General features: G+C 70.0%; 18 protein-coding genes. 8 read left to right on the top strand and 10 right to left on the bottom strand.

The genetic code is table 11. The features are described from left to right. Positions 1–10: 10 nt before the first annotated feature. The 3 genes from fabD to HND91_RS06205 all read right to left on the bottom strand — a co-directional run bounded on the left by fabD (position 11) and on the right by HND91_RS06205 (position 2,011). Complete coding sequence (gene fabD / locus HND91_RS06195; RefSeq protein WP_181705646.1) at positions 11–958, bottom strand: ACP S-malonyltransferase; 948 nt, start codon at positions 956–958, stop codon at positions 11–13. A 105-nt stretch (positions 959–1,063) separates the two neighbouring features. Beyond that, complete coding sequence (locus tag HND91_RS06200) at positions 1,064–1,267, bottom strand: YgaP family membrane protein (RefSeq protein ID WP_181705647.1); 204 nt, start codon at positions 1,265–1,267, stop codon at positions 1,064–1,066. An 87-nt stretch (positions 1,268–1,354) separates the two neighbouring features. After that, entirely contained in the window at positions 1,355–2,011 is a 657-nt protein-coding gene (locus HND91_RS06205) for a Crp/Fnr family transcriptional regulator (RefSeq protein ID WP_181705648.1), read from the bottom strand. A 313-nt stretch (positions 2,012–2,324) separates the two neighbouring features. Here HND91_RS06205 and rpsF point away from each other — a divergent pair, with 313 nt between their 5' ends. The 5 genes from rpsF (at position 2,325) to HND91_RS06230 (ending at position 6,559) form a co-directional block, all read left to right on the top strand. After that, a complete protein-coding gene (gene rpsF / locus HND91_RS06210) occupies positions 2,325–2,774 on the top strand; it encodes a 30S ribosomal protein S6 (protein WP_181705649.1) in 450 nt (149 codons plus the stop codon). Then, the gene (rpsR, locus tag HND91_RS06215; RefSeq protein ID WP_075215854.1) at positions 2,774–3,022 is read left to right on the top strand and encodes a 30S ribosomal protein S18; all 249 of its coding nucleotides are present in this window, start codon (positions 2,774–2,776) and stop codon (positions 3,020–3,022) included. Before rpsF ends, rpsR begins: the two co-directional genes overlap by 1 nt. 184 nt (positions 3,023–3,206) lie before the next feature. Further along, positions 3,207–4,154 (top strand): DUF2232 domain-containing protein, encoded by a 948-nt coding sequence (locus HND91_RS06220; protein ID WP_181705650.1) that lies wholly within the window; start codon positions 3,207–3,209, stop codon positions 4,152–4,154. A 69-nt stretch (positions 4,155–4,223) separates the two neighbouring features. Further along, complete coding sequence (gene rplI, locus HND91_RS06225) at positions 4,224–4,784, top strand: 50S ribosomal protein L9 (RefSeq protein ID WP_181705651.1); 561 nt, start codon at positions 4,224–4,226, stop codon at positions 4,782–4,784. Between the two features lie 287 nt (positions 4,785–5,071). Further along, a complete protein-coding gene (locus HND91_RS06230; RefSeq protein WP_181705652.1) occupies positions 5,072–6,559 on the top strand; it encodes a replicative DNA helicase in 1,488 nt (495 codons plus the stop codon). A 150-nt stretch (positions 6,560–6,709) separates the two neighbouring features. Here the strand turns inward: HND91_RS06230 and era are convergent, their stop codons facing one another. From era to lepB, 3 genes are all read right to left on the bottom strand, one after another. Further along, on the bottom strand, positions 6,710–7,636 hold the full coding sequence (gene era, locus HND91_RS06235; protein WP_343057150.1) for a GTPase Era: 927 nt from the start codon (positions 7,634–7,636) through the stop codon (positions 6,710–6,712). A 259-nt stretch (positions 7,637–7,895) separates the two neighbouring features. Next, complete coding sequence (gene rnc / locus HND91_RS06240; protein ID WP_181705653.1) at positions 7,896–8,609, bottom strand: ribonuclease III; 714 nt, start codon at positions 8,607–8,609, stop codon at positions 7,896–7,898. Next, a complete protein-coding gene (lepB, locus tag HND91_RS06245) occupies positions 8,609–9,367 on the bottom strand; it encodes a signal peptidase I (RefSeq protein WP_181705654.1) in 759 nt (252 codons plus the stop codon). The genes rnc and lepB overlap by 1 nt, the downstream gene beginning before the upstream one ends. Positions 9,368–9,666: 299 nt before the next feature. On the opposite strand from lepB, the gene HND91_RS06250 reads away from it, so the two are divergent. Then, entirely contained in the window at positions 9,667–10,341 is a 675-nt protein-coding gene (locus tag HND91_RS06250; protein ID WP_181705655.1) for a hypothetical protein, read from the top strand. Here the strand turns inward: HND91_RS06250 and acpS are convergent. The 4 genes from acpS to rpoZ form a co-directional block, all read right to left on the bottom strand. Beyond that, a complete protein-coding gene (acpS, locus tag HND91_RS06255; protein ID WP_181705656.1) occupies positions 10,287–10,703 on the bottom strand; it encodes a holo-ACP synthase in 417 nt (138 codons plus the stop codon). The two genes, HND91_RS06250 and acpS, sit on opposite strands and share 55 nt — an antisense overlap. Beyond that, positions 10,700–11,353 carry a DUF2062 domain-containing protein gene (locus HND91_RS06260; protein ID WP_181705657.1) on the bottom strand — a complete coding sequence of 218 codons (654 nt, stop codon included), beginning with the start codon at positions 11,351–11,353 and terminating at the stop codon, positions 10,700–10,702. The genes acpS and HND91_RS06260 overlap by 4 nt, the downstream gene beginning before the upstream one ends. Positions 11,354–11,430: 77 nt before the next feature. Further along, complete coding sequence (locus HND91_RS06265; RefSeq protein ID WP_181705658.1) at positions 11,431–13,662, bottom strand: RelA/SpoT family protein; 2,232 nt, start codon at positions 13,660–13,662, stop codon at positions 11,431–11,433. A 197-nt stretch (positions 13,663–13,859) separates the two neighbouring features. Next, positions 13,860–14,243, bottom strand: a complete 384-nt coding sequence (rpoZ, locus tag HND91_RS06270; RefSeq protein WP_181705659.1) for a DNA-directed RNA polymerase subunit omega — start codon at positions 14,241–14,243, stop codon at positions 13,860–13,862. A gap of 555 nt (positions 14,244–14,798) precedes the next feature. Between rpoZ and HND91_RS06275 the strand changes: the two genes are divergently transcribed. Together HND91_RS06275 and HND91_RS06280 are read left to right on the top strand one after the other, a co-directional pair. Then, complete coding sequence (locus tag HND91_RS06275; protein ID WP_181705660.1) at positions 14,799–15,389, top strand: LabA-like NYN domain-containing protein; 591 nt, start codon at positions 14,799–14,801, stop codon at positions 15,387–15,389. 347 nt (positions 15,390–15,736) lie between these two features. After that, complete coding sequence (locus tag HND91_RS06280; protein WP_181705661.1) at positions 15,737–16,411, top strand: uracil-DNA glycosylase; 675 nt, start codon at positions 15,737–15,739, stop codon at positions 16,409–16,411. Positions 16,412–16,821 lie beyond the last annotated feature (410 nt).

Consider the following 16,821-nt stretch of genomic DNA (forward strand, 5'->3'; position numbering starts at 1 on the left):
GCCGGGGTGGTCAGGCGCCGAGGAGGGCGCGGGCGGCGGCGATGTCGTCGGGGGCGCCGACGGAGACGGCGGCGGCGTCCTTGGCGATGCGCTTGACGAGGCCGGCCAGCACCTTGCCGGCGCCCACCTCGACGAACCGGGTCACGCCACCGTCGGCGGCGAGCCACTCCACCGATTCGCGCCAGCGCACCGTGCCGGTCACCTGCTCGACGAGGCGGGCGCGGATCTCGGCCGGATCGGTGATGGGCCGGGCGAGCACGTTGGAGACGACCGGGACGATCGGCGCGGACACGGTCGCGGCGGCGAGGGCCTCGGCCATGACGGCGGCGGCCGGCTGCATCAGGGCGCAGTGGAAGGGCGCGGACACGGGCAGAAGGACGGCGCGCTTGGCGCCCTTGCGCTTGGCGATCTCCAGCGCCCGCTCCACGGCGGTGCGGTGGCCGGAGACGACCACCTGCCCGGGCGCGTTGTCGTTCGCCGCCTCGCAGACCTCGCCGGCGGACGCCTCCTCGGCGACCTCCACGGCGGCGGCGTAGTCGAGGCCGAGGAGCGCCGCCATGGCGCCGGCGCCGACGGCGACCGCCTTCTGCATGGCGTCGCCGCGGGTGCGCAGGAGCCGGGCGGCGTCGGAGACCGACAGGCTGCCGGCGGCGGCGAGCGCGGAGTATTCGCCGAGCGAGTGGCCGGCGACGAAGGCGGCGTGGTCCTTGAGGGCGATGCCCTCCGCCTCCAGGGCCCGCATGGCGGCGACCGACACGGCCATCAGGGCCGGCTGGGCGTTCGCCGTCAGGGTGAGGGCATCCTCCGGGCCGGTCCAGATGACGTCGGACAGGGTCTCGCCGAGCGCGTCGTCCACCTCCTCGAAGACGGCCCGGGCGGCCGGATAGGCGTCGGCGAGAGCCTTGCCCATGCCGACCACCTGACTGCCCTGCCCCGGAAACACGAACGCGTTCGCCATGACGACACCTCCCGGCTCTGATCCTTCTCCGGGCGGGTGTCACCACGGGCGAACGCGGGTGTCAAGGCGGCGCTCGACGGAGTCGCGCGCCCGCCGCGCGGGCCGTCAGGCCGAGCGGCAGGTCCTGATGCCGAACGGGACATAGAGCGGGCACCAGCCGATCGCCGCGGTGGCGAGCGGGACGACGCCGATCCAGCCGATCCAGTTGAAGCCGGTCTCCGGCACGCCGGTGAACGCGAAGGCGAGGAGGAGCACGCCGAGGACAGCGCGGAAGAGGCGGTCGGCCGAGCCCATGTTGGTGGCGAACATGACGTGGATTCCCTGACGAGAGCGCGGCAGCCGGCGGCTGCCCGGACACCACCAGACACCATCGCGCCCGCCCGGTCGGTGACGAGGTCACACAGCGCCAAGTCCTCGCAGGGCGGACCGGTCGCAGAGCGTGATCCGGCCGCGGGACAGGGTGACGAGACCACGGCGCTCCAGGATCTTCAGGGTCCGGCTCACCACCTCGCGGGCGGAGCCGAGCTCCACGGCGAGCTGGTGATGGGTCATGGCGACGGCGCCGTCCTCGCCGGCCTCGCGCAGGAGCACCGCGGCCAAGCGTTCGGTGATGTGGCGCGAGGCGGCGCCGTCCATTGTCATCAGGATGTCGCCGATGCGCCGGGCGTAGTCGCCGAGGACGAGATCGCGGAACGGCTCGGAGACGGCCAGGAGATCCCGGAAGGCGGCGACCGGGATCGCGAGCGCCGCCACGTCGGTCTCGCAGATGCCCTCGGCCGCGTAGGGCTCGTGGGCGAAGAGGCCGGACGTGGTGAGCACGCAGCTCTCCCCGGGCGCCACCCGGTAGAGGACGATCTCGCGTCCGCTCTCGGCCACGAGCTGCACCCGCACCCGGCCCTCGCGGACCCACAGATAGGCGGAGCAGGGATCTCCCGCGTGGAAGGCGTGGGCGCCGGCCGGCAGGCGGACCCGGCTCGCCTGGCGGCGGAGCACGGCGAGCGCGTCGGGACCCAGCCGATCGAGCGGGGATCCGAGGTCCGTCTCGTCCAACATGGCGCCCTCCCCTTGCGGCAACCGTGCGGCGGGGGCACGGTCGGCGCGGGCATGATAGGACCGGATCGGCCCGGTCGTCTTGCGTTTCGGCGTCGTTTCCTGTATTGGCCGCGCCATCGCATCAAGGGCGATGCCCGGCTGGGGGCTGAACGGAAGGCCGACGGATCCGCCATAGCGGTTCGTCGGCGTGGATCAGACGATCGATCCCGCTTCCCGTGTCTCCGCTCTCGATCCTTCGTCTGTCGAGCCTTTCCAACGGGTTCGCAGAGGCTTGGCGCCGGGCGAACGTATGACAAGGAAAGGCTGTCCCAGCATGGCGCTCTACGAGCACGTGTTCCTGGCCCGACAGGACGTTTCGGCCCAGCAGGTCGAGACCATGGTCGACCAGTACAAGGCCGTCATCGAAGGTCTCGGTGGTCAGGTCAAGAAGGTGGAGAACTGGGGTCTGAAGGCCCTGGCCTACCGCATCCGGAAGAACCGCAAGGCGCACTACGTCCTCCTCAACCTCGACGCCCCGCACGCGGCGGTGGCCGAGCTGGAGCGGCAGCAGAGCATCTCCGAGGACATTCTCCGCTCCATGACGATCCGCGTCGAGGAGCTGGAGGAAGGCCCGTCGGCCATGCTCCAGAAGCGCGACCGCGACGACCGCGACGGCCGTGACGGCCCGCGCGGCGACCGTGGCCCGCGTGGCGACCGCGGTCCGCGCCGCGACCGTTTCGAGCGCGGTCCGCGCCGTGACGCCGAGTTCGGAGGGAACGAGTAATGGTCGACATCAACCAGCTTCCGACCCGCCGGCCGTTCTTCCGTCGCCGGAAGACCTGCCCGTTCTCCGGCGCGAACGCCCCGAAGATCGACTACAAGGACGTCCGTCTCCTGCAGCGCTACATCTCCGAGCGCGGCAAGATCGTCCCGTCCCGCATCACCGCCGTGTCGGCCAAGAAGCAGCGCGAGCTCGCCAAGGCGATCAAGCGCGCCCGCATCCTCGGCCTGATCCCGTTCGTGATCAAGTGATCGAGCCGGGCGGAGGCTCCGGCCTCCGCCTGCCGGTCATGGGCCTTCGGCCCGCCAGTCACGGGCCTTCGGCCCGCCAGAACCATCCGCCGCGGAGCACCGCCCCGCGGCTTTTCCGCAAGCTGGGTTGCGGCCTGACAAGGCCCGGCAGCCCTAACCGCCCTCACGCGGGACAGCGCCGAAGATGCCGATCACAGTGTCGCAAGCCTTGATGGGACTGGCAGGCGGAGTCGTTTCCGCGCTGCTGTTCGCCGCCATATTGGGCGGCGGCGCCCTCGGCGCGCCGCTTCTTCTCCTTTCGCCGCTCCCGATCGTCATCGTCAGTCTCGGCTGGGGCAGCCTTTCGGGCGTGATCGCGGCCGTCGCCGCCGCCGCGATCGTCGGCGGGATGACGGCGCCGCAGCTCGGCTTCGGCTTTCTCCTCCTCAGCGCCGGCCCCGCGGCGTGGTACGGCCACCTGCTCGGGCTCGCCCGTCCGCGCGAGGACGGCGGCGCGCTGGAATGGTATCCGCTCTCCCGCGTCCTCGCCTCGATGGTGGCGATCACGGCAGCGACCCTCGTAATCGCCGGCTGGCTGATCGGCCTCGACGTGGACGAGATGTCCGCCTCCATCGTGGACACGATCCGCGCCATGGCGCCGGGCGAGACCGACCCGCTGCCCGAGCGGGAGCTGATGATCGAGACCACGCGCGTCTACGTGCGCATCATGCCGGTGACGACGGCCATGCTGTGGCTCAGCGTCATGGGGTTCAACATCTGGCTCGCCGCCAAGGTGGTGAAGGTGTCCGGCCGGCTGCAGCGCCCGTGGGAGGACATCGCCAACGCCGTCGCGCTGCCGGCCTCCTTCGTGCCGGTGTTCGCGGCGGCGGCCCTCGCGGCCTTTTCCGACAGCCCGCTCGGCCTCGCGGCCGGCTCCGTCACCGGCGCCATCGGCATGGGCTTTGCGCTCCAGGGCCTCGCGGTCGTGCACGTGCTGACCCGCCCGATGGCGATCCGGCCGATGCTGCTCGGCCTCCTCTACGCCTTCACCTTCGCCTTTTCCCTGCCGCTCCTGGTCCTGGCGCTCGCCGGCATGATCGACGCCGTCAAGGACTTCCGGCAGGGAAGCCGCCCTCGCGCCGCCGGCGGCTGAACCCGCCGGCACCAGCGCGTACACCCGTCCATCGAGAGACGAAACAAGAAGACCAACAGGAGACTACTGATGCATGTGATCCTGCTCGAGCGCGTCGCCAAGCTCGGCAACCTCGGCGAGACCGTCCGCGTCCGCGACGGCTTCGCCCGCAACTACCTGCTGCCGCAGGGCAAGGCGCTGCGCGCCACCAAGGAGAACCAGGCCCGCTTCGAGCGCGAGCGCGCGTCCCTGGAGGAGCGCAACGCCGAGCGTCGCCGCGAGGCCGACCAGGTCAAGGTGAGCCTCGACCAGCGGTCGTTCATCGTCGTCCGCCAGGCGGCCGAGACCGGCCAGCTCTACGGCTCCGTGTCCAGCCGCGACATCGCCGACATCCTGGGCGAGGCGGGCTACACCGTGGGCCGCAGCCAGGTGGCGCTGAACCTGCCGTTGAAGGAGATCGGACTGCACCAGGTCGAGATCCTGCTGCACCCGGAAGTGTCGGCCAGCATCACGCTGAACATCGCCCGCTCCGAGGACGAGGCCAACCGTCAGGCCCGCGGCGAGGACCTGACCGCCGGCGCCCGCGAGGAGACCTTCGTGCGCGAAGTCGGCTCGGTGCTCGACGAAGAGGGCGGCGACGAGGAGGCGTGAGCCTCCCGCCCGCCGGACGCTGCGGCATCCCGCGAAAGGCGCCCTCCGGGGCGCCTTTTTGCGTCGCCGGGCGGGACGGCCCGCCACTGACATCCCCTGACGCGAATCGTCGTAGACTGATGTCAACCGGGCGCCGGTGATTTAGACGGCTCTGTTGCCGCCGGGCGGCGGAGAGCTGTGGATAGGACTCATAGTCGTTAACGAACAGCCCGGGACGGGCCGGATCGGGGTATGACGATTGCCCGCCAGGATCCTGGCCGCCGTCTCCAGAAGGACCCTTGCCGCAGATGGTCGCGCAGGCACGCAAGATCGAAGACGCCACCCAGATGACGCGCTCCGCGCCCCACAACGTGGAGGCGGAACGCCAGCTTCTGGGCACGATGCTGATGAACAACGAGACCTTCTTCCGGGTCTCGGACTTCCTGGAGGCGCAGCACTTCTTCGTCGAACAGCACCGCGGCATCTACGAGAAGGTCGGCCAGCTGATCCGCGCCGGCAAGGTGGCGTCGCCGATCTCGCTGAAGACCTTCTACCCGGCCGACATGCAGATCGCCGACATGCCGGTGACGCAGTACCTGCTGCGCCTAGTGCAGGAATCGACGAGCATCATCAATGCCGAGGACTACGGGCGCATCATCCACGACCTCGCGGTGCGGCGGAACCTGATCCGCATCGGCGAGGACATGGTCAACATCGCGTTCGACGCGCCGATCGACATGCCGCCGCGCGCCCAGATCGAGGACGCGGAACGCCGGCTGTTCGAGCTCGCCGAGACGGGCCGCTACGAGGGCGGCTTCCACACCTTCTCGGACGCGCTGCGCGACGCCATCGACATGGCGGCGGCGGCCTACCAGCGCGACGGCCATCTTTCCGGCATCTCCACCGGCCTCAGCGACCTGGACCGGCAGATGGGAGGCCTGCAGCGGTCGGACCTCGTGATCCTGGCGGCCCGCCCGGCCATGGGCAAGACCTCGCTCGTCACCAACATCGCCTACAACGTGGCGGCCGCCTACGAGGCGGTGGAGCAGCCGGACGGCTCGCTGAAGACGGTGAACGGCGGCATCGTGGGCTTCTTCTCGCTCGAAATGTCGTCCGAGCAGCTCGCCACCCGTATCCTCGCCGAGCAGGCGGAGATCTCGTCGTCCGACATCCGCCGCGGCGCCATCGACGAGAACCAGTTCGCCAAGCTGGCGGCCGTCGCGCAGCAGATGCAGACGCTGCCGCTCTATATCGACCACACCGGCGGTATCTCGATCGCGCAGCTGGCCGCCCGCGCCCGGCGGCTGAAGCGCCAGCGGGGGCTGGACCTGCTGATCGTCGACTACCTCCAGCTCCTCTCCGGCTCCGCCCGGTCCCAGTCGAACGGGCGCGTCCAGGAGATCACCGAGATCACCACGGGCCTGAAGGCGCTCGCCAAGGAACTGGCGGTTCCGGTGGTCGCGCTGTCGCAGCTCTCCCGTCAGGTGGAGAACCGCGAAGACAAGCGCCCGCAGCTGGCCGACCTGCGCGAATCCGGCTCGATCGAGCAGGACGCCGACGTGGTGATGTTCATCTACCGCGACGAGTACTACCTGCAGTCGAAGAAGCCGAAGGAAGGCACCGAGGACTTCTTCAAGTGGGCGGCGGAGATGGAATCGGTCACCGGCAAGGCCGAGGTGATCGTCGCCAAGCAGCGCCACGGACCCACCGGCACGGTGCAGCTGGCTTTCGAGGCGCAGTTCACCCGGTTCGGCAACCTCGCCCGCGAGGATTATCTGCCCGAGCGGATGGAGTAGCGGCGGACAGGGCGGCGGCGCGACCCCACCGGGGAGCGCCGCGCGACGGGGCCGAAGGAAGCGTTACGCGCGATCGGGCGGGCGGCGCCGGTCGCGGTGGACGGGCCGCCGAGGTCGGACCCGCCGGATCCGGCGGGTCTCGCCCGCCGGTTACTTGCGGGGGTATTCCAGGCCCATCTCGCGGTAGCGCTCCGGGTCGTCGGACCAGTTCTCGCGGACCTTCACGAACAGGAACAGGTGCACGGGGCGCTCCATGATGCCCTGCAGTTCCTCGCGGGAGGCCATGGAGATGGCCCGGATGGTCTGGCCGCCCTTGCCGAGGACGATCTTCCGCTGGCTTTCGCGCTCCACGAAGATCACCTGCTCTATGCGGACGGCGCCGTCCTTCAGCTCCTTCCACTGCTCCGTCTCCACGGTGGAGGCGTAGGGCAGTTCGTCGTGGAGGCGGAGGAAGACCTTCTCGCGGGTGATCTCGGCCGCCAGCATGCGCATGGGCAGGTCGGAGATCTGGTCCTCCGGATAGAGCCAGGGCCCTTCCGGCAGGGTCTTGGAGAAGTGGCGGAGGAGGTCCTTCACGCCCGAGCCGTTGAGGGCGGAGACCATGAAGGTGGCGTCGAAGTCGACGCGGGCGTTGAGGTCGGCCGAGAGGGCGAGCAGGGACTCGCGCTTCACGGTGTCGATCTTGTTGAGGATCAGGATCTTGCGCCGCTTCAGATCGCGCAGCCGTTCGACGATCGGGGCGATGTCCTCGTCGATGCCCTTTTTCACGTCGATGAGGAGCGCGACCATGTCGGCGTCGGCGGCGCCGCCCCAGGCGGTGTCCACCATGGCGCGGTCGAGCCGGCGCTTGGGCTGGAAGATGCCGGGCGTGTCGACGAAGATGACCTGGGCGCGGCCTGCCATGGCGATGCCGCGCATGATGGCGCGCGTGGTCTGCACCTTGTGGCTGACGATGGAGACCTTGGCGCCGACCAGCTGGTTGAGGAGCGTGGACTTGCCGGCGTTCGGCGCGCCGATCAGCGCCACGAAGCCCGCGCGCGTCGGGGCGTTCGGGTCGGCGTCGATGTCGTCGCCGATATCGTCGTCGGGGCCGGCCTCGCCGTCCTGAAGCTCGTCGTCGAGATCGTCCCCGTCGAGGTCTTCGTCCTCGAGCGCGTCGTCGTCCAGGTCGTCGTCCGCCTGGGCGGTGGCGAGGGCGTCGTCGCCGTCCGGATCCGAGGCGGCGTCCCGGTCGCCGGCGGCGAGGGCCGGGGCGTCCGGGCCGGCTTCGTCCGCCGAGGGGCTCCGAGGGGCGGCGGTCTCGTCGGGTGCGGGGTCGTCCCCGCGCTTGCGGTCGTCATCCATGGTCGGCACTCCAGATCCCTTCACGGACCAGAACGCCCGTGGCGGCGGCCATTTCCGCCTCGCGTTTCGATTTCCCCCTGCCCTCGCCCGTCGGCCCGTTCGGGATCGAGACCCGGACGGTGAACTGGGGCGCGTGGTCCGGGCCGGACCGGTCGATGGCCTCGTAGGACGGGGTCGGCAGGCCCTTGCCCTGGGCCCATTCCTGAAGGGTGGTCTTGGCGTCGCGCAGCGGCCCGGACAGCCCGTCCATGCGCGGGCGCCAGTTGCGCTCCACGAAGTCGCGGGCGGGCTCGTAGCCGCCGTCGAGGTATATGGCGGCGATCACCGCCTCGGCCACGTCGGCGAGGATCGCCTCCTTGCGCCGGCCGCCGGACTGGCGCTCGCCCGGCCCGAGCCGGATGGCGACGCCGAGGTCGAGGGCGACGGCCACCTCGGCGCAGGTCTCCTTGCGGACGAGCTGGTTCAGGCGGCGGGCGAGATCGCCCTCCTCGGCCTTCGGATGGGCGCGGAAGAGCATTTCGGCGATGACGAGGGCGAGGACGCGGTCGCCGAGGAATTCATGGCGCTGGTAGCTCTCGTGGGCGACCCGGTCGCCCGGAACGGCGCTGCGGTGGGTGAGCGCCCGGACCGCGTGGGAGCGGTCGCGAAAGGCGTAGCCGATCCGCGTCTCAAGCGCCTCGACCGCTTTCTCGAAGGTCGGCGACATCACCCGAGCGTGTCAAGCATACGGTCCCAGCGGACCGACCAGGGCCATGTCCAGATCATCCACGGTTTCGCGCTCTCGTCCATGGAGAAGAAGATCACGTCGGCGCGACCGATCAGGTTCTCGAACGGCACGTAGCCGACGCCCGAACCGGGGACGCGGCTGTCGGCCGAGTTGTCCCGGTTGTCGCCCATCATGAAATAGTGCCCGGCGGGCACTTCGAAGACGGGCGTGTTGTCGGCCGTGGAATCGGGCACCAGGTCGAGCGTGTAGTAGCTGACGCCGTTCGGCAGGGTCTCGCGGTAGCGCGGCACGCTGACGGTGCGGCCGAGCGGATCGGTCTCGACGAAGTCGGACACCTTCTCGCGCTGGACGGGCTGGTCGTTGATGAAGAGTGCGCCGTCGCGCATCTGGACGCGGTCGCCCGGCAGGCCGACGACGCGTTTGATGTAGTCGGTGCTGTTGTCGGCCGGCAGCTTGAACACCGCCACGTCGCCGCGCTCCGGAGCGGCGGACCAGACGCGCCCGTCGATGGGCGCGAGGCCGAACGGGAAGGAATAGCGGCTGTAGCCGTAGGCGAACTTGGAGACGAACAGATAATCGCCGACGAGGAGGGTGGACTTCATCGACCCGGAGGGAATCGAGAAGGGCTGATAGAGGAAGGTCCGCACCACCAGGGCCAGCAGGAGGGCCTGGAAGATGACCTTCACGGTCTCGCCGATCCCGCCCTTGGCGGCGTCCTTGTCGCTCGTCACGCTCATCTCAGATCCTATCGAGGGGTCCGCTGACCCGTCCCTGCGCCTTGTACCGGGTCGCTTCCGGGCGTGCAACGCGTGATGGCCAAAACGAGCGGAATTGCGGCGGGGACCGGTCGTGGGACCGTCGCGGGAACGGCGGTCGCGGGGTGCCGCCGGTCATGACGGACGGCCGCCGCCACCCCCTGATGCAACGCGCACGTATACGCTTCCTTCAGCGGGTCCGTGGCAGGAGAGGGCGAGCCCGCCCGGGAGACCGGCGGCAGCGGACGCCGCGCGCCCACCCGACGTGGAGGAGACACCGGATGACCACGGCCAGCACCGCCCGAACCGCGCCTGTCGACGACGCCTCGTCCGGCCACAGTTTCCGGTACCTCCCCCGCTCGTCCGTGCGGCCGCTGCTGCGGCTCGCCCCGGCGGGCACGCGCGCCGCCCCGGCGGTGCTGGTGGAGGCGGCGGCCGCGCGGGCGGACATCCTGGCCGAGCTCGTCGACGCGCTGGACGATCCGCACAAGGGCGTGCGGATGCGCGCCGCTGAGGCGGTGGAGCGGGTCGCGCGGGCGCGTCACCGGGCGCTGGAGCCGCTGGCCGGACGGCTGCGGGCGCTGTTCATGCGCCACGAGGATCCGGCCGTGCAGGCGGCGCTGGCCGCGGTGGTGTCGCTCCGGCGCTGGCCGGACGGGGAGATCGAGGCGATCGCCGAGCGGCTGCTGGCGCTGCGGCAGGTGCGCGGCACGGCGGTGCGCAACGCGGCGCTGGAAGCGCTGTGGCGGCTGTCGCGCCGGTCGGCGGCGGTGGCGGCGGTCTACGCCGCGGAATGGGACAAGGCGAGCCGGGGCACCGCGGGCGAGAAGGCGAAGGCCCGGGCGCTCGCCAGGGCCGCGATGGCGCCGCCGGTCGGTCGGCGCGCCACCGACCCGGTGGTTCAGGTGAGCCGGGGCCAGCCTTCCGGCCAGGCGGAGATCACCACAAAGGCCTGAGCCAGCGGATGGTCGTCCGTGATGGTGAGGTCGATCCGGGCGACGAGGCCCGGCGGCGTGAGGCTGGTCAGCCGTTCGAGGGCCGAGCCCGTGAGGGTCAGCGTCGGCTGGCCGGACGGCAGGTTGACGACGCCCATCTCGCGCCAGTTCACACCCATGCGGATGCCGGTGCCGAGGGCCTTGGAGCAGGCCTCCTTGGCGGCGAAGCGCTTGGCGTAGGAGGCGGCGCGCTCCTTGCGCCGATCCGAGCGCTGGCGCTCGATCTCGGTGAAGACGCGCTGGGTGAAGCGGTCGCCGAAGCGCTCCAGGGTCTTCTCCACGCGGCGGATGTCGATCAGGTCGCTGCCGATGCCGATGATCATGACGGGGCTCCCTCGTGCCCGGTGACGGGTCGCAGAGCAACGCGGTGACGGCTGAGGCGATCCCGCCGGCGGGCCTGGAAGCCTCTCACGGCCGGATAGACGGCCGCGTAGGTGACGACGGCGGCGAGGACGCCGAGCGGCACGCTGCCGACCAGCATGGGCTTCAGCACCGGCCAGAGGCGCTCGATCCCGGCCTGGAACAGGCCTTCGGCGAGGACGCCGGTGCCGGCGGGCGTCATGGCGTCGGCCGGATGGGCGATGTGGTCGGCGCCGCCGGAGAGGATCCAGCGGCCGACCTCGTAGGTGCTCGCCCAGATGAGCGGGAAGGTCAGCGGGTTGCCGATCGCGGTGCCGAGGGCGGCGGCGAGCATGTTGGCGCGGATCAGGAAGGCGATCAGGAAAGCCAGCAGGAAGTGAAGGCCGATGAAGGGCGTGAAGGAGGCGAGCGCCCCCGCGGCCACGCCGGCCGCCACCGCGTGGGGCGAGGCGGACAGGCGCACGATGCGCTTCCAGATGTAGGCCAGCGTCCGACGCCAGCCCCGTCGCGGCCAGATCGCGTGGCGCGCGCTCTGCCGCCAGTCCCGCCTGTGTCGTCGTGCGAACACCCCTGCCCGTCTCCCTCGCGCGCCCTGCCGACGTGAACCCTCCATGTAAAGGGTGGGAGGTGGGAAATCCAGGTACGAGGGGCGAGGCGGCGGAGGGAAAGCGGCTGCCGCCCGCGCGGGCGTCAGCCGTTGACGCGCTCGACGCGGCTGACGTTCTGGACGGTGCGCAGCTGGTTGATGATGCGGTTCAGGTGCTTCAGGTCGTAGACCTCCAGGTCGATGACGACCTCGTGGAAGTCGGAGGTGCGGCGGGCCATGCGGATGTTGTCGATGTTGCCGTCGTTGTCCGAGATGGTCTGGGCGATGCGGGCGAGGGAGCCGGGCTCGTTGAACGAGTGGATGGCGATCTGCGCCGGGAAGCGGACCGGGTCGTCGGCGTCGATGTCCCAGCGCACGTCGAGCCAGACGTCCGGCTGCTCGTCGTAGGCTTTGAGGGCGGGCGACTGGATCGGGTAGATGGTGATCCCCTCCCCCGGCGTGATGATGCCGACGATGCGGTCGCCCGGCACGGCGCCGCCGTTGGGGGCGAAGCGGACCGGCATATCGGCCGCGATGGAGCGCACCGGCAGGCCGCGTCCGCCGACCTCGTCGGAGTTCATGTGGCGGAACTTCATGCCGGTCTGGCCGGCGAAGGAGAACCAGCCCTCCTCGGCCCGGTTGAGCTCGCCGCGCACGGCGACGGAGGCGGCCCGCTCGTCCTTGTAGTCCGGGAAGGCGGCCTTGAGGACGTCGGTGGACGGGATCTCGGCGCGGCCGACCGCGGCGAGCAGGTCGGCGACCGTGGGCTGGCCGAGGCGCGGCAGGGCGAGCTCCAGCAGGCTGTCGCTGAGGTCGCGCTTGGCGCGGGAGAAGGCCGCCTGCAGCACCTGCCGGCCGAGGCTGGCGAACTGCTTGCGGGTGGCGTCGCGGGTCGCCCGGCGGATTGCGGCGCGGGCCTTGCCGGTGATGGCGATCGTCTCCCAGGTGGGCGGCGGAACCTGCGCCTTGGAGCGGATGATCTCCACCTCGTCGCCGTTCTGGAGCTGGGTGACCAGCGGCATGATGCGGCCGTTCACCTTGCAGCCGACGCAGGTGTTGCCGACGTCCGTGTGGACCGCGTAGGCGAAGTCGATCGGCGTCGCGCCGCGCGGCAGGTTGATCAGCCGGCCCTTGGGGGTGAAGCAGAAGACCTGGTCCTGGAACAGCTCGAGCTTGGTGTTCTCCAGGAATTCCTCCGGGCTCGACCCGTCGGAGAGCGATTCGATGGTGCGCCGGAGCCAGGCGTAGGCGCGGCTCTCGTCGGTGAGCTGCGGCAGGCTGGCGCCCACGGGCCGGTGCGCCGCGCCATCCTTGTAGAGCGCGTGGGCCGCGATGCCGTATTCGGCGATGCGGTTCATGTCGTGGGTGCGGATCTGCAGCTCGACGCGCTGTCGGTGCGGGCCGACCACGGTGGTGTGGAGCGAACGGTAGTCGTTCTGCTTCGGCGTCGAGATGTAGTCCTTGAACCGGCCCGGCACGGACGCCCAGATGGTGTGGACCACGCCGAGCGTGCGGTAGCAGGTGTCCACCTCGTCGACGAGCACACGGAAGCCGTAGATGTCGGACAGCTGCTCGAAGCCGAGCTGCTTGGTGATCATCTTGCGGAAGATCGAATAGGGCCGCTTCTGCCGCCCCTTCACGACCGCCTTGATGCCGCGCTGGGCGAGATGGTCGGAGAGCTCGCGCTCGATGTCGCCGATCAGCGACAGGTTCTTGGAGCGGATCTCTTCCAGGCGCTGGGAGATGGTCTGGTAGGCGTCCGGATTGAGCGTCTTGAAGGCGAGGTGCTCCAGCTCCTCGCGCATGTCCTGCATGCCCATGCGGCCGGCGAGCGGCGCATAGATCTCCATCGTCTCCTCGGCGATGCGGGCCCGCTTCTGCTCCGGCACGTAGTGGAGCGTGCGCATGTTGTGGAGCCGGTCGGCGAGCTTGACGAGAAGCACGCGCACGTCCTCGGCGATGGCGAGGAGGAGCTTCCTGAGGTTCTCCGCCTGCTCGGTGCGCTTGGAGACGAGGTCCAGCTTCTTCAGCTTGGTGAGGCCCTCCACGAGGTTGCCGATCTCCTCGCCGAACAGGGTGTCGATCTCCTGCCGGGTGGCGTCGGTGTCCTCGATGGTGTCGTGGAGGAGCGCGATCACGATGGTCGCCTCGTCCACGTGCAGGCCGGTGAGGATGGCGGCGACCTCCAACGGATGGGAGAAGTAGGGGTCGCCGGACGCGCGCTTCTGCAGGCCGTGCTTCTGCATGGCGTACACGTAGGCGCGGTTCAGGATGCCTTCGTCACAGTCGGGATTGTAGGTCTGAACCCGCTCCACGAGTTCGTACTGCCGCATCATGGAAGACTGACCCCTCCCCCTCTCGCGGGTCCATCAGGCGGCTCCGTGGCCTTCGGAGCTGCCGGCTCCACAGTGCCCGCGTCCGGGCCGGTGTCCAGGCGCAGGGACGACGAAGGCCCCGCACCGGGGGCGGTGCGCCGCCCGGGTACGAGGCCGTCGATCGAAGTCCGTTGGTCGGGAAAAGGACCGCGGACCGGTCAGATCTCTTCCACCTTCTCCGGCGGGACGAGACCTTCGAGCCCCTTGAGGAGCTCCTCCTCGGACATCTGGTCGAAGGCGATCTCGTCGTCCGCGATCTCCTCGCCGGGGGCCCCGATGAGGCCGGCGACGGGCTCCTGCTCGGGCTCGTCCACTTCCACATACTTCTGCAGGGAGTGGATGAGATCCTCCTTGAGGTCGTCGGTCGCCACCGTGACCTCCGCGATCTCGCGCAGGGCGACGACCGGGTTCTTGTCGTTGTCGCGGTCGATCGTCAGCGGCGAGCCGGACGAGATCATGCGGGCGCGGTGGCTGGCCAGAAGAACCAGCTCGAACCGGTTCTCGACCTTGTCGATGCAATCTTCGACGGTGACGCGAGCCATCGTATCAATACTCCTCGGCGCTCGGACCTTTGCGACGCGGCGGCGGGCGGCGGGGTGAGCCGACCCTGCGACGAGCGACGCGGTCCGAAGAGTGCGGTGGTCGATGGGAGGCCGCGACGGGGGCGGCATCCGGGACTTTTCCACCCGTGTGCTAGTCTCGTGACATAAAACGCGCTCGACAGGATTGCAAGCCTCGCCTATCCTTTCGGCGATTGCGAACTAGAGACAACGATATCAAGTCCCACCTCAGGAATTCGAAATTCCTCGCCGGGCATGCGATTCCAGCAGGCCGCGGCGGCGTCGTCTGAACTCGCTCTCTGAAATCAAATACGATCGTGAGATCACATACGATCGTGTCGGTCCGATCATGTCAGCCGCCAGCCGCCTGGACCTGGATCCGGCGGGGGATGCTGGTGGGAAATCGACCGCACGAACGATAGAATATGGCCAGCCCCGCGCCATTCGATCCATGCGCCGGATCGTCAGGAAAAATTAGGGTTGGGGGTTTAACGAAGAAAAAGCCTTGAGCTTTGGAAGAGGTGAGAAGTTCCCCTAATGTTCGACGAACGCGAAAAGATCGCCCTGTTCATCGACGGCGCAAACCTCTATGCGACGGCGAAGGCCCTGGGCTTCGATATCGACTACCGTCGGCTCCTGAAGGAGTTCAGCGCGAAGGGGTACCTCCTTCGGGCTCTGTATTATACCGCCTTGGCCGAGGACCAGGAGTATTCGTCGATCCGCCCCCTCATCGACTGGCTGGACTACAACGGGTACAAGGTCGTCACCAAGCCCACCAAGGAGTTCTTCGACAGCACCGGGCGCCGCAAGATCAAGGGTTCGATGGACATCGAGCTCGCGGTGGACGCCATGGAGCTGGCCGAATACATCGACCACATCGTGCTGTTCTCCGGCGACGGCGACTTCCGCTCGCTCGTTGAGGCGATCCAGCGCAAGGGCCGCAAGGTGAGCGTGGTCTCCACGCTGCAGACCCAGCCCGCCATGGTGGCCGACGAACTGCGCCGGCAGGCGGACCACTTCATCGACCTCGCCACCCTCGCCGGGCGAATCGGCCGCGATCCCGCGGAACGGGCCGCCCGAGCCGCCGAGCGCGCCTCGCAGGCGCAGGTGGACGAAGACCGGGAGTGATTCGCTCCCCCGCCGAGCCGCCTGCGGGCGGCCGGACCGCTGGCCGCCCGCGGGCGGTTCGCCCCCCGCTCCGGCATCACCGGCCCGCCTGCCACACGTCGGGCGAACGGCGCCCGGACGAGCACAGCCTTGTCGGGTGATGGCGGGCAGACGGGCGCCAGGATGCTGGTAAAGCGGGCGCCCGAGATCTTGACGACCGACGCGCCCCAGGTGATGGACCCCCACGGCCGTCCCGTCCGCCTCGCGGCGCGGGCCCTGGTTCCGGGGCCTCGCGAATCGGGCTCGGCCGCCGCACCATGGCGTCGACGCCTCCCTCCCCCCGCGCCCGCCGCAACGCCGGAACCGCCATGCCGCCACGTGCCGATCTCGCCGCCGCCCTCGGGCCGGAGCCGCCGCGCGACTGCCCGCGCTGCCCGCGACTGGTGGCTTTCCGCGAAAAGCATCGGGCGCTGGAGCCAGGCTGGCACAACGCGCCGGTGCCGAGCTTCGTGCCGGTGGGCGGACCCGCTTCGAGCCGGCTGATGATCGTCGGCCTCGCGCCGGGGCTGCGCGGCGCGAACCGCACCGGGCGGCCGTTCACGGGCGACTACGCGGGCGACCTCCTCTACGAGACGCTGACCGACTTCGGCTTCGCCGAGGGCGTGTTCCGGGCCGACCCGAACGACGGCCTCGCGCTCGTCGGCGCGACGATCACCAACGCGGTGCGTTGCGTGCCGCCGGAAAACAAGCCGACCGGGGACGAGATCGCCACCTGCCGGCCGTTCTTCGAAGCGACCCTCGCCGAGGCCACCGGCGTGCGCGCCATCGTGGCGCTCGGGCGAATCGCCCACGACCAGGTGCTCCGCGCGCTGAAGCGCCCGATCGCCTCCGCGCCGTTCGCCCACGGGGCCGTGCACCCGCTGGACGCGCGGCGGCTCTACGACAGCTATCACTGCTCGCGCTACAACACGAACACGGGCCGGCTGACGCGGGACATGTTCCGGGCGGTGTTCGAGCGCGTGCGGGCGGATCTGGAGGGGTGAGGCGGGAGGCAACCACCGTGATTCGTCCGGACCGCCGACAGGCCCCCTCTCCCCTTGAGGGAGAGGGTTGGGGTGAGGGGTGTCGGCGCGGAGGGGTGGGGGATTCGATGTGAGGGTGCGAGGCGGGCGGGCCACGGTGGTTCACCCCTCTCCCCGGCCCCCTCCCTCAGGGGGAGAGGGGGGTGGGGTGCGTCGATGGGGAGCGTCGAGGTTCACCCCTCTCCCCGGCCCTCTCCCTCAAGGGGAGAGGGGGTGGGGTGCGTCGATGGGAGGCGTGGTGGTTCACCCCTCTCCCCGGCCCTCTCCCTCAAGGGGAGAGGGGGTGGGGTGCGTCGATGGGAGGCGTGGTGGTTCACACCTCTCCCCGGCCCTCTCCCTCAAGGGGAGAGGGGGTGGGGTGCGTCGATGGG

Origin of the sequence: Chthonobacter rhizosphaerae (assembly GCF_013839525.1) — a bacterium.
Classification (GTDB): domain Bacteria; phylum Pseudomonadota; class Alphaproteobacteria; order Rhizobiales; family Pleomorphomonadaceae; genus Chthonobacter; species Chthonobacter rhizosphaerae.